Origin of the sequence: Geomicrobium sp. JCM 19039 (genome assembly GCF_000698145.1) — a bacterium.
Taxonomy (GTDB): domain Bacteria; phylum Bacillota; class Bacilli; order Bacillales; family Marinococcaceae; genus Geomicrobium_A.
The window spans coordinates 1-12,604 of sequence record NZ_BAXB01000043.1; the positions used below are offsets into that span (position 1 = coordinate 1).

The window sequence follows — 12,604 nt, forward strand, 5'->3', positions numbered from 1 at the left end:
TGTGGTGTGGTGAGGTAGCGCGGTGCTATTTTGCGCAGTTTGTTCCAACTTGCGCGCAGATTGAAGACTGAAGCGCCAACGACACAACGGCCCCGCCGGGCCGAAACGAAACCGCACTCGGTTCGGCGCGTTCGCACCGACAGCATGTGGGTACTTCGGGGCGGGGATGTACACATGACCAGGTGATCTGTTACCGAATACACCGCTTTTCCTGCGATTTTCTCCAACTTGAGAACAAGTTCGGTCCCAACTCGAACACAGTTTCCGCTTTACCAAGCTTACCATTGGTTCTTGAAGGATTTATTTAGTTCAACTTATCTAGATTGCTACTATCCAGAAAACCCCAATTGCGCGCGTGCGCACAATTGGGGTTTTCAATGATCTTGACTACAGGCGGCACGTCGTTATTCTTCCTCAAGGAGGGATAAAAAGGATTTTGTCCGCTCTTCTTGGGGGTTGGTAATGACTTGATCCCCGTTACCTTCTTCGACGATGTATCCTTCGTCCATGAAAATGATCTTGTCTGCGACTCTTTTGGCGAAGTTCATTTCATGGGTGACGATCACCATCGTTTGTCCTTCGTGTGCTAACCCTTCAATCACTTTCAGCACACCTCTTACCAATTGCGGGTCGAGCGCAGAGGTAGGCTCGTCGAAGAGCATCACTTCCGGCTCCATTACTAATGCTCTAGCAATGGCGACACGCTGTTGCTGCCCGCCAGATAGGGCGTCTGGATATTTATGTTTGTGCTCAATCATGCCTACTTTTTCGAGCATCGCTTCGCTTTTTTTCAATGAGCGTTTGTTTAGAATTTCGTTTCAAGGCGACCGGAGCGGTATACAAATTCTCCAATACGGTTTTGTGAGGAAACAGGTGAAAGCCTTGAAACACCATTCCTGAGTACTGGCGAATCTTTTTGATGTCTGCTTTTTTAATATCATTGCCGAATGTTAACGCCGATGTCCCGATCGAGATTGAGCCGGCATCCGGAGTTTCTAATAAGTTTAAACACCGTAGCAAGGTGGTTTTGCCAGACCCCGATGGACCAATTAGCGCAATCACTTCGCCTTTGTTCACTTGAAAGTCAATGGACTTCAATACTTCCGTTGGGCCAAATGACTTCTTTAGTGCCTGTACCTCAATCATGTGCGGAAACCTCCATGCCTCTTTTTTAGCTTAAATAGCGGTTATATCTCTTTTCCAAACGATCTTGGAAATACCCAATGATGATGCATACAGCCCAATAGATGAGGCTGCGGTAATGTACATCGTCATGCTGTCATACGTTCTTCCTGAGATGAGCCGGGCGCTATACAACAATTCTTGTACTGTAATGACGGATGCTAGGGAGGTTCCTTTTACCACATCCATAAAGATGCTAAATGTCGGTGGCAATGCAATTCGCGTCGCTTGGGGGATAATGATTTTCGTCATCGTTTGGACGTAGTTCATTTGTAAAGATGCTGCCGCTTCCCATTGCCCTTTCGGCACAGACATGATGGAGGAACGAACGACTTCTGCGCTGTAGGCAGCGAAGTTCAAGCTGACCCCGACGATTCCGGCAACGATGGCGCTTGTGAATTCAATACCAATGACCGGAAACCCATAATAGAGAATGAAAATAAAGACGAGTAGTGGCGTTCCGCGCATAAAAGAGATGTATACCCGAGCTGGTAAGCGAAGAAACCAATACTTTGACATGCGGGCGACGCCGAGCAGAATGCCGAGGACTAACGAGAAGAACATGCTGAAAGAAGCGATAATAACCGTGATTTTTAAACCTTCCATAAGGAAAGGTAAGGAGTCGACGGCTAGCTCGAAGTCATACAAATACTCCCATTGTATATTTGAAAACCACTCAAACATTTTTATTCTCCTGACTTAATTGATGTAAGGAAATTCGTGAGCACTAAGGTAATGTGTCATCCGTCATGCTCACGACTCGTTTATCCTTCTAAACTAACGATGTCCGCATCGTCATTTGGTTGTGAGACATCTTCTCCGAGAAATTCATTTGAAAGTTCAGCGACATAACCTTCTTCAATCAGTTCGTCGATGACGACACTTAACTCATCGCGAAGCGCTTCGTTCCCTTTAAGCAAGGCAATGGCGCTTTCTGTTGCGTGGTAACGTACATCTTCAGCTAATACAAGATTGTCGTCACCAAACTCTTCGAGGGTTTGGCCGAGCACGAGGTAATCGTTTAAATACGCGCTTTGATTTCCGTTCAATACGTCTCTTAAAATGGCTTCGGTTCCGCATCATAAGCCGTACCGTCTGCGCCAATATTATCGGCAAAGATGGCGTAGTTGCTCGTTAGAGAGCCGAGAGCGACCTCCACACCTTCCAAGTCATGAGCAGAAGTAAATTGGTCCACGTCTTCTGCCCGTACAATCGCTGAACCATACGAATATTTGTGCGGTTCTACAAAGTCAAACGTCTCCAATCTTTCTTCAGTAATTGCAAAATCGTGTGCAGCCACATCAATTTGCCCATTTCTTAAAGCAGGTAGAATGCCATCAAAGTCCATCGTGCTAAATTCAATGTCTAAGTCCAGGCGATTTGCTACTTCTCTGACTAATTCAACTTCAAAACCGGTTAATTCGTTATTTTCATCCATGTATGTGATTGGCGCGTATGTCCCTGATGTACCGACCACTAGTGTTCCTGAATCTTGAACATCTGTCCAAGACGTGTCGCCGTCCCCAGCTTCGCTACCCGTATCTTGTTCGTTTTCCCCACCGCATGCAGCTAGCATTACTGTGGCCATTCCTAGGTAAAATAATAATCCGCTCTTCTTCATCCTCATCCACCCACTTGTTTTATAATGCATATCAGTTTACTTGGTTTAAAGTAGCACCTTATCAGAAAATTGTCAATGGTTCAGGTGGGGTATCCATAAAATAAAAAGAACCACTCTCTAAAGAATGGTTCCCGTAGATACGGAGGGCTGTTGCTCACATAAACCAGTCTGGCAGGGTGATTTAGATTGTTCTTTGCTTTCCGGGCGCCGATGCAAGTCTTTAGCTTTTCCTGCTTTGAGAAGAAAGCTATCGACGTGGGTAGGGAATTGTTTTTCGAGATAACGAGCCGCGTCTAACACCCGGTCAAGGTCGACACCGGTTTGGATTCCCATCTCTTCAAAGCCGTGCACGAGGTCTTCGGTCGCAATGTTTCCACTGGCGTTTGGTGCGTACGGACAACCTCCGATTCCACCCGTTGAACTGTCGAAATCGATGATGCCTTCTTCCAATGCGGTTAGGGCATTTGCAAACGCCATGCCGCGGGTGTTATGAAGGTGAATTGAGAAAGTGAAGCTCGGGAACGAGTGAGTTAAATGCCTGATAATTTTACGAACGTTTTTCGGATTTCCCATACCGGTAGTGTCTGCTAAGGAAATACTTGTAATGCCAAGCTCTTCGTATTTCTGGCATATTGCTTCATGTCTTTCTACAGGTAACTCCCCTTCATACGGACAGCCGAAGGCAACAGCGATGCTGCCAGTCATTTTGATGTCCAGTTTATGAGCCTCATCAGCGACCGATCGATATCGTTCTAACGCAGCAAACGTATCGGCGTTCGCATTGTATAAACTGTGCGAATCACTACCGGATAGCATCAGTTTTAATTTCTTAATGCCAAGCTGATGGGCACGCTCTAATCCCTTCAAGTTCGGGACGAGGCTCGTAATGTCGCAGGTTGACTTCTGTCAATATCACGAATCACTTCATCCGCATCTTGCAATTGTGGGACAGCTTTCGGGCTAACAAATGAGGTCACTTCAATTTCATGGAATCCACACCGGGTTAGACGATTGATAATGTCAACTTTTGTCTGTTTGTCAAACACGGGCATGCTTTGAAATCCATCTCTTGGACAGACTTCATGGATATTTACTTTCATAGAGAGGTCTCCTCCTTCTTCGCAGTAAGATTCTCGCATAAATTTGTAAAGCATCAACGCACACATGAATTTCATCAACAATGATTAGAAAATTCCGCATTTGCGCTTTTGGTTGTTCGATTGGAGGGCTAGCGCTGCGCTTGGTGCCATTTTGCGCGCAGATTCAATGCCCATAAGCAAGCAATCTGTCGGCCCCAGCAGGGCCGAAGCCAAATCGGACTCGGTTTGGCGCGGCTCGCGCCGACAACATGTGGGTACTTCGGGACGGGGATGTACACGTGACCTTAAAATCTGTTCTCGAGTTTATGAGAATATGCCGCTTTTCCTGCGATTTTCCCCAACTCGAGTAAGGTTTCCACATTACCAAGCTTCCCACCGGTTCTTGATGAAATTCTTTCGTTCAACTCATATAGGATGAAAATTTCAGATGACACCTTGATTTTTGAGTTGTTGAATTCGGTGTTCATCTAGACCGATCATGCTAGAGAGTATCTCCTCATTATGCTCCCCTAGATCGGGACCTACGTTTGTTACGCTACCAGGTGTTGCAGAGAATTTCGGCACGACACCAGGCATTTTAATAGCGCCGAGTCGTGGATGCTTCATCTCAATAATGTTATTACGCTCGTTAAAATGCGGATCATTAAAGATGTCTTCAATGCTGTTTATGGCACTAATCGGTACACCGTGATGATCTAAGTGAACGAGTAGTTCATCTCGATCCCAACTCTTCACCCAATCGGCAACGATACCGTTCGTTTCTTCAAACCGCTGGAGTCGGACGGCGTTTGTGTAATACCGATCATCCTTTAACATATCTTCTCGGTTCATTGCTGCGGCTAAACGAGCGAACGTTGGATCAGAACTGGTGACTAGCACAAGCCAGTGCCCATCTTTCGTTTGAAAAGTTCCTGCTGGGCTGGAATGACCGCTCAAGCCAGGGGAACGTTCTTTAACAATTCCATTCTGGTCGTAATCGGCAACGAGGAATTCCATCATCCGAAACATCGATTCATAAAGGCCGAGATCAACGGTTTGACCTTGTCCACCTTCGGTATCCCGATGATACAAGGCAGCACATGAAGCAAATGCGACGTATACACCGGTAATATAATCGAGTAGAGAGAAGGAAGGACTGATTGGTGGTCGATCTGAAAAGCCTTGCAAATACGTATAGCCACTAAACGCGGTAGCAGGTGTTCCGAAGCCTGCTTTTGGAGCATAAGGACCGGTCTGACCATAACCGCTTACTCGGATCATAATAATGTTCTCGTTGCATTTCTTTAATTGCTCGTAGCCAAGGTTCCATTTCTCTAAAGTGTTCGGCCGAAAATTCTCTATTACAATATCTGATTGACGAACGAGTTTGCGTAAAATCTCTTGGCCCTCTTCGTGATGAAGATCTAGCGTCAAAGATTTTTTATTTCGTGCAAGACCTGGCCAACGAAGCGGTTCTCCGTCTTTAAAAGGTCCCATACTTCGAAGAGTGTCTCCTTTGTTTGGGATTTCGACTTTAATGACTTCAGCCCCAAAATCAGAGAGAAGCGTTGCCCCGTAAGGGGCGGCAATCATTGTGGATAAATCGAGAATGCGGATACCAGCGAGAGGTCCAGATTGTAGGTGTGTCATGATACTCCTCCTTCGTTACGTTTCTGCTTTCTTTTCGCCCATCGTTTCTGAACCCAAGGCAAGGTGAATAAGATAATGGTAATGATGAACATCGTCGTAAAAATGGGCCTCTCTAATAGGGATAAGTACTGTCCTTCATAGATTAGTAACGTTCTCGTCATCTCGCCATCAATGGTGGCTCCGAGAATGAGTCCGAGCAAAACAGCAATTAACGGGTAGTCTAGTTTACGCATCACAAGAGCGAGTACGGCGAAGCCGAGTGTCAATACGACGTCTAAATAAATGCCGCGCACGGAAAATGCGCCTAATAGCGAAAAGATCGCGACGATGGGGATGATCAGCCTTGCAGGTGCTAACACGAGTTTGCTAAAGTACCAGACGAAGATAAAACCGATAAACAACAGTAGAAAAGCTTGGATGATGTTGCCGATGATGACTGCGTAGGTCATATCCATATGATCACGAATGAGGTAAGGTCCAGGTGTGAGTCCGTGAATCATAAATGCAGCCATAAGAACGGCGGTGGCACTCCCGCCAGGGATGCCGAACGTGAGCATCGTTGCCATGCCTCCACCCTCCGAAGAACTGTTGGCGGTTTCTGCTGCAATTAGTCCACTATCCTCGCCTTTGCCGAAGTTTTCTTTGTTTTTTGAGAAGGTTTGCGCTTGTGAATAGCTGACGAGTGAGGCGACGGTGGCGCCAGCAGCTGGCAGTACTCCAATGAAAATTCCAATAATAATGGAACGAATCGTATTGATTTTCTGTTTAATGACAAGCATGCAACCCTTCACAAAATCTTTGAAACTCCGTTGAATATGAGTCGTATTGTCCCCAACGATAAACTTCTGTTGTACAAGGTAGAACAGTTCAGAGATCGCGAGTAAGCCCATCAATGCCGGTACGATTTGGATGCCTTCGTACAATTCAATCTGTCCAAATGTACCTCGCTCTCTGCCATATGCAGTCGCACCAATAGAACCGAGCAATAATCCTAAAAATCCAGCGATGAGCGACTTGGACAAATTGCCTTTAATCATGCTGATGATTGAAAGAGCAAAGACAGCGAGCATAAGCATTTCAGGCGCCTGAAAGAGTAGAACGAAATTCCCCATCGACTGAATGATAAAAAATACAACGAGATAACTTGCTAAGCACCCGATGACTGATGACATTAATCCAGCGCCTAGCGCCTCATTTTGTCGTCCTTGTTTCGTCATTGGGTAACCATCGAGCGTAGTCGCAACCGCGCCTGGTGACCCGGGAATGTTAAGCATGACCGCAGTGATTCCTCCTGCGTACACGGACCCAGTAAACATACCAGAGAGAAACATGATGGCATCAAGCGGTTGCATCGTGTACGTTAAAGGAAGTGTCAGGCAATGCCGAGTGCTCCTGACACCCCAGGTACCGCCCCGAGAATGACGCCAACAACCAACCCTAAAATGATGAACAATAATACTTGCCAACTAAAGACGATTTGCAAACCATCCATTAAAGCGGGCACATCAATCAAGTGACCACCTCCTCGTTAGATCAATAATCCAGTAGGGATATTGACTTGTAAGAAAAAGACAAAGATAAAGTAGATAAGTGATATAACGACAACCGGAAGAATTGTCATTTCCCACCATTTGCGGCTTTTTAGGTAGTAGTTAATGCCGATGAAAAAGAGCACCGTTGACGTGAAGAAGCCAAGAATTGGAATGAAGATGACATACAAGATGAACGATAACAAGAGCATTGCTTGTTTGTTTTTAAGCCAAGTTAAGATGTCTTGTAGAAAAGATGTTTCATCGTTTCGTAATCGAATAATTTTATAGATGGACCAGCTTCCTCGTATTCCAATTAGAATGAATAACCCTCCTGATATCACTTCAACAAGTATTCGCTCTTCAGGTTCAGGTAACGCCTGTACATCGAGATAGTAGTACACTGTAAAGGCACCAATTGCGAACAAAAATAGTAAGTTTTTAATTTCTGTAGCCATATGGTTTCACCTACTCAAATAAGTCACGATATTCAGAGATAAGTTGATACGTTTCATCGAGAAGTTGGTTAGTTTCCTCTTCATCCACCCACGTAAAAAACATGTCTTGAGATTCTCCCAATCGTTGAATTCATCACTCTGGGCCGCGTTTTGAACGGCTTCAGCCAAAATATCGTACCGTTCAGGGTGTTCTTCTCGGAAGCTTGACTTTACTTGAGCAAACCGGCGATTTGAAATCACGGGCATCTCATTGGTGCTTCCCATATCTGCAAGTTCTTCGTTGATTAATGGGATATCTGGGCGTTGTTCATAGGCTCATCGGCGAACACGGCAAGTGCACGTAAATCGTCACCGCCCCCGGCAATCGTTCCTTCAATATCAGAGGCCATGAAATCAACTTCACCACCGAGAAGAGCAGTTCGGATTTCTGCCCCTCCATCATAAGGAATGTCTCTCGCATCGAGACCCAATTCATTCATTAGAATTTTAATGGATGTGTCTGACCATGACGAAGAAATCATTGAGTAACTTAACGTGTTTGGATTTTGTTCAATGTCTATAATTAAGTCTTCAAGCGTTTCATAATCAGAATCAGCGGGCACCCAAATCGCAATCGGTGACTCATGAATAATCCCCATATAATCAAAATCATCGAAGTCGTATGCGGCACCTCTGAGGATCGTTGCTTCAAAATGTGGGTGAGAGTTGTAAATAAAATGAGTGCCGTCATCAGGATCTTGTTGGAAGTGACTTGTCGCCCCGATCGCACTTGCACCACCTTCGCGATTGTCCACAAGAATTCTTACGCCTAAATCATCTTCCATTGCTGAAGCGAGAGCTCTTGCCTGGCGATCAGCAGTGCCACCGGTTGGAAAGGGGACTACCATCGTAATTTCTTCTTCTGGCCAATTCTCATTGGTTTGTGCATCAGAACCAGCATCTTCATTACATGCAGCCATAAGCAGTAGGGCGGGTAACATGAGCATCATTTTTTTCATTATTGTAATGCCTCCTCTACACGTGGTAAGTTTTATGTTTTTTTAGATAATCCCCTAAACCGCCTTCTTGAAATATTTGAATCATAATACTTGGCATTACCGTTCCGGTGTAAATGTCATCGGTTGAAAGATTCTTTACCGTTCCTTCAGCAAGGTTCACTTCAACCTGATCATCTTTCTGAATGGTATGGTTGGGCACTTCAATTACGGGCATACCGACATTCACAGCATTGCGAAAAAAGATCCGTGCGAAGGAACGAGCAATGATAACGGAAATACCTTTAGACTTAATCGCAAGGGGTGCTTGTTCTCTTGAAGAGCCACAACCAAAATTCTCACCTACGACGAGGATGTCGCCTGCCTTTGCTCGTTTTGTAAATTCAGGATCTAAATCTTCCAGTACGTGTGCTGCGAACGTTTGAAAATCAAGCGTCTTCGTGTACTTCCCTGGAATGATCCGGTCGGTATCAATGTTGTTCACCTCATATACGTGTGTATCGCCGGTATAAATCATTGGACGGTCAACTCCTTCTGCTCATTAACAATTTCACCATGAATCATCGTTTGTGCGACGACCGCAGGAGAACTCAAATAGACGTTCGCTTTTGGGTTACCCATTCTTCCTGGGAAATTCCGATTTGACGTGGAGATGACGTTCTCTCCATTACCGGGCACACCCATATGCGTTCCGACACAAGGGCCACACCCTGAAGTGAGGAACGTGGCGCCGGCATTCATAAGAATTTGTGCGGTTCCGTCATCCAGTGCATCTTGGAACACTTTGCGTGAAGCTGGGGCAATGAGCAACCTCGTTCCTGCTTTAATGTGCTGCCCTTTAAGCACGCGTGCGGCTGCTTGCAAGTCTTCAAGCTTGCCATTCGTGCAACTACCGATAAACCTTGATGGATGGGTGTGCCGACGAGTGTTTCAAGTGCCACTACTTGGTCTGGTGAGTGGGGGACGGCGATTTGTGGTTGGATACTGGATACATCGATCGTATGAACATCCGTATAAATCGCATCCTTATCGGGTTGGATGTGCTGAAATTCTTCAGACCATTCCAAATTTTCCGTATTTACAAGACCGGCTTTCGCTCCCATCTCGATGGACATGTTGGCAAGCGTCATTCTGCTAGAAAGGGACATGCCCCGGACGGCTGATCCGGTATATTCAATTGCCTTATATGTGGCGCCAGAAATGCCAAGCTTGCCGACAATGTGTAGAATAATATCCTTGCTTGTAATGTCGGTTCGCATTTCTCCTTCAAGTTCAATTTTTATCGTCTCGGGCACCTTAACCCACGTTTGTCCAGTTAACCAAATACCGGCAAGGTCCGTCGATCCAACACCGGTTGCAAATGCGCCTAGCGCACCGTAAGTGACGGTATGAGAGTCAGCACCAAATACAATTTGACCTGGTTGTACATGGTGATTGTCGATCATTAGTTGATGACAAATGCCTTCACCAACATCGTAAAGCTTGATTTGTTGTTCATTCGCAAAATCGCGCATCGACTGGTGAAGATTAGCCACGCGCTCATTCGGAGCTGGGGAGGCGTGGTCGATGACAAGCACAATACGGTCAGAATCGGCGACCTGATCCCCCCCCATCTCCTTAAAGCTTTTTATGGCAAGCGGGGCGGTTGAATCGGTGGCCATTGTAGCGTCGACGTCTATAATCGTTAAATCGCCTGCTTGGACAGACTGCTTGCTATGATTCGATATAATTTTCTCAATAATTGTCTTAGGCATCGTATACCTCCATCTGCATAAATCCCATTTTTGTAGAGATTTCACTCGTCGCTTCTTTTACCTTTGCAATAATCTGTTGTTCCATCTCAGCACTAAGCCTGCCTTCGTGACCAGAAATCGTAAGTGCAGCAATCATTTGATTCGTTGAATCAAAGATGGGTGAAGAAACAGAATAGGCCCCGAGAACACGATCGTTTTTGCTTACGGCGACACGTTGAGCTTTAAAGTCAGCCAGTTGCTCATAATAACTGGCTCGATCAATTTCTTGGTTGTTCGTTCGTTCCCATTCTTGGATAACTTCCTCAGTAAATCCGCGATTGGCATAAGCGAGAAAAATCTTGCCGGATGCTCCTTTCACAAGCGAGTACTGCACACCTAATTTGACATAGTGGGTTAAATCTTGAGTTCCATCGACTTTATCAATGCAAACCCGGCGATTTCCTTGAAGAATATTCAAACTCACAGATTCACCAATATCAAACGAAAGCGTTTTCAATATTTTCATTGCAGCTTGCCTAACATCGAGGGATTCGGTAACGATTTGCGCAAATCGTACGAATGGAAACCCAAGTCGATAATCCCCTTGCTCTGTCTTCATAATGAGACCTCTAGATTGTAAAGAATTAAGTAATCGAAAAATGGTGGGGCGCTTTAAGCCCGTCTTCTCAATAAAATCTTTCATCGATAGAACCGGCTCGGACGTTGTGAAACAAAATAGCAGGTCCATCGCTCTGTCGACAGATTGAACAATTTCTTTGTCTTGTGCCATCATCAACCTCCTCATTGTCCATAATGCGGACATCAAGTCCGTATTGCGGAAGCTTTGTGTTATCTTAATGAAAGCGCTATCCGTTGTCAAGGAGATTTTCTAACAAACCAAAAAAAGCGAGCAATTGCTCGCTTGTGTAACCGAAGGATTCTAGTTCTTAAACATGTGACCGAGCATAGTAGTGACGGAAATATCGCTCAAGCACCCACATCTCAAGTGTTTTCATAAATCATAATTCATATATTGTAGTGAAGCTAAGTGACTGTCGAGTATATGCTGACGATTTAGGGTTGAGGTTGATAAGTTCTTAGAAGTGGCCATGTTCTAGAAAATGTTCAGTTTTCATACCGATTTAGTACAAAAAGCGTAAAACTGTTAGCTGTTTTGTGGTTACTTGGCAGGGGCACGGTCCGGATGAATTATATGATGACTAAGAGTATAAAAAGCAATTACATGCGAATGATGAAACCTTGCCAGCACTGTCCATTTATGGGTTTAAGAAACGTTTAAGTTCTGCAACATAGTACTTAATTAAGGCTTAGGAATTGAGCTTGCAATAATCATTCAATCTTCGAAATGGTACTCAGCATCTTCTATATTCATATACTCAACAAAATTTTCAATTGTAGGACCTTCTTCTTGATAATCAACATTTATATCTTCTCTTATTTCTGTATACATAATGGCTGTACCATTTTCTATTTCGATATTATCTCCTTCTTCACCTTCAACACGGTTTGAAACAATTCGAAGCTCACCATCGTCATTCACTTCAATTATACCCGCTGAAGATGAACGTGCGTATATAGTATTTTCTAAATCAGTTTGAGAAAGAAAAAGTAGGTAGTCTTTTTTTGGATCAGGCTCCTCCCAATCAATTTCGGGAACCATGACTTCCCCAACATCATTACCATTTTCACTTCGGACAGTAATCAATCTTGCTGAGCTGAGTAAAATTTGAATATCATACTCCAACTCTCCTTTATAAAGTTCTCCTATTGCAAACTCATATATGTGACCGTCTAAGTGCGAATTTTCTGCTTCTTGGGTTGGATCATCCGAGTCTCTCAATGCATTAATCGTATCAACTTCATTACCAAAACGTCCTTTTACTATTATTTCAGCACTCGAAGCTGCTTCTTCAAATGTTGTAGGAAGATTCTCATCAAATGAAGTGGTCATATTGTATATTTGCGAACAACCAGATAAAATAAGAAGGCTGGATATAGTGTACAGCATAGAGACTTTGTATATATTCAAAGTGAACACCTCATTATTGTTAATTATACAATTTTTCTGCATATGTTAATTTTGGCGTCGTTAAATTAACACAATCTCTATTTCCGTTCATTATAGAAATTTCCCTAGACGTGTCAACCAAACCTAATGCATGACCTTTTTCTTGAGTAGCTGTACTTTCCTCGGTCGTTGCCTCCTCGCTATTTTTGGTTTGCTCCTGAATAAAACTATATCAGCTTCATCAGATTAGTTGGCGTCGCATTACAATATTATTAATTATAAATTGTTTAAAATGAAATAGTCTATTATATTAATAATATTATAAATT

14 protein-coding genes and 2 pseudogenes are annotated in these 12,604 nt (G+C 44.2%); all 16 read right to left on the reverse strand.

Annotated elements, in window-relative coordinates; translation table 11 throughout:
• Positions 1-404 precede the first annotated feature (404 nt).
• Positions 405-1,146 (reverse strand): annotated as a pseudogene (locus JCM19039_RS20740) (amino acid ABC transporter ATP-binding protein).
• A 25-nt stretch (positions 1,147-1,171) separates the two neighbouring features.
• Positions 1,172-1,866 (reverse strand): annotated as a pseudogene (locus JCM19039_RS20745) (amino acid ABC transporter permease).
• Positions 1,867-1,946: 80 nt separating this feature from the next.
• Positions 1,947-2,231 carry a transporter substrate-binding domain-containing protein gene (locus tag JCM19039_RS26830; RefSeq protein WP_255343747.1) on the reverse strand — a complete coding sequence of 95 codons (285 nt, stop codon included), beginning with the start codon at positions 2,229-2,231 and terminating at the stop codon, positions 1,947-1,949.
• 8 nt (positions 2,232-2,239) lie between these two features.
• A complete protein-coding gene (locus JCM19039_RS26835) occupies positions 2,240-2,803 on the reverse strand; it encodes a transporter substrate-binding domain-containing protein (protein ID WP_255343748.1) in 564 nt (187 codons plus the stop codon).
• Positions 2,804-2,920: 117 nt separating this feature from the next.
• Positions 2,921-3,670, reverse strand: coding sequence for a hydroxymethylglutaryl-CoA lyase (locus JCM19039_RS20755; protein ID WP_238545179.1), 750 nt, complete (start codon positions 3,668-3,670; stop codon positions 2,921-2,923).
• Positions 3,667-3,903 (reverse strand): hypothetical protein, encoded by a 237-nt coding sequence (locus JCM19039_RS26110; protein WP_238545180.1) that lies wholly within the window; start codon positions 3,901-3,903, stop codon positions 3,667-3,669. The genes JCM19039_RS20755 and JCM19039_RS26110 overlap by 4 nt, the downstream gene beginning before the upstream one ends.
• Before the next feature lie 423 nt (positions 3,904-4,326).
• On the reverse strand, positions 4,327-5,532 hold the full coding sequence (locus JCM19039_RS20760; RefSeq protein WP_042430937.1) for a CaiB/BaiF CoA-transferase family protein: 1,206 nt from the start codon (positions 5,530-5,532) through the stop codon (positions 4,327-4,329).
• Complete coding sequence (locus tag JCM19039_RS20765) at positions 5,529-6,884, reverse strand: tripartite tricarboxylate transporter permease (RefSeq protein WP_081834672.1); 1,356 nt, start codon at positions 6,882-6,884, stop codon at positions 5,529-5,531. Before JCM19039_RS20765 ends, JCM19039_RS20760 begins: the two co-directional genes overlap by 4 nt.
• 20 nt (positions 6,885-6,904) lie before the next feature.
• Positions 6,905-7,045: a hypothetical protein gene (locus tag JCM19039_RS24725; protein WP_193744322.1), complete on the reverse strand. Its 141-nt coding sequence runs from the start codon at positions 7,043-7,045 to the stop codon at positions 6,905-6,907.
• A 15-nt stretch (positions 7,046-7,060) separates the two neighbouring features.
• Positions 7,061-7,519, reverse strand: a complete 459-nt coding sequence (locus JCM19039_RS20770; RefSeq protein WP_042430945.1) for a tripartite tricarboxylate transporter TctB family protein — start codon at positions 7,517-7,519, stop codon at positions 7,061-7,063.
• Positions 7,520-7,803: 284 nt separating this feature from the next.
• On the reverse strand, positions 7,804-8,517 hold the full coding sequence (locus JCM19039_RS20775; RefSeq protein ID WP_042430946.1) for a tripartite tricarboxylate transporter substrate-binding protein: 714 nt from the start codon (positions 8,515-8,517) through the stop codon (positions 7,804-7,806).
• Between the two features lie 16 nt (positions 8,518-8,533).
• Positions 8,534-9,031 (reverse strand): 3-isopropylmalate dehydratase, encoded by a 498-nt coding sequence (locus JCM19039_RS20780; RefSeq protein ID WP_042430947.1) that lies wholly within the window; start codon positions 9,029-9,031, stop codon positions 8,534-8,536.
• Positions 9,028-9,360 carry an aconitase family protein gene (locus JCM19039_RS26840; protein ID WP_255343749.1) on the reverse strand — a complete coding sequence of 111 codons (333 nt, stop codon included), beginning with the start codon at positions 9,358-9,360 and terminating at the stop codon, positions 9,028-9,030. The genes JCM19039_RS20780 and JCM19039_RS26840 overlap by 4 nt, the downstream gene beginning before the upstream one ends.
• Positions 9,252-10,268: an aconitase family protein gene (locus JCM19039_RS20785; protein WP_255343750.1), complete on the reverse strand. Its 1,017-nt coding sequence runs from the start codon at positions 10,266-10,268 to the stop codon at positions 9,252-9,254. Before JCM19039_RS20785 ends, JCM19039_RS26840 begins: the two co-directional genes overlap by 109 nt.
• Positions 10,261-11,037 (reverse strand): IclR family transcriptional regulator, encoded by a 777-nt coding sequence (locus JCM19039_RS20790; protein ID WP_042430948.1) that lies wholly within the window; start codon positions 11,035-11,037, stop codon positions 10,261-10,263. Before JCM19039_RS20790 ends, JCM19039_RS20785 begins: the two co-directional genes overlap by 8 nt.
• 564 nt (positions 11,038-11,601) lie before the next feature.
• Positions 11,602-12,297, reverse strand: a complete 696-nt coding sequence (locus tag JCM19039_RS20795; protein ID WP_152550310.1) for a hypothetical protein — start codon at positions 12,295-12,297, stop codon at positions 11,602-11,604.
• Positions 12,298-12,604: the final 307 nt, after the last annotated feature.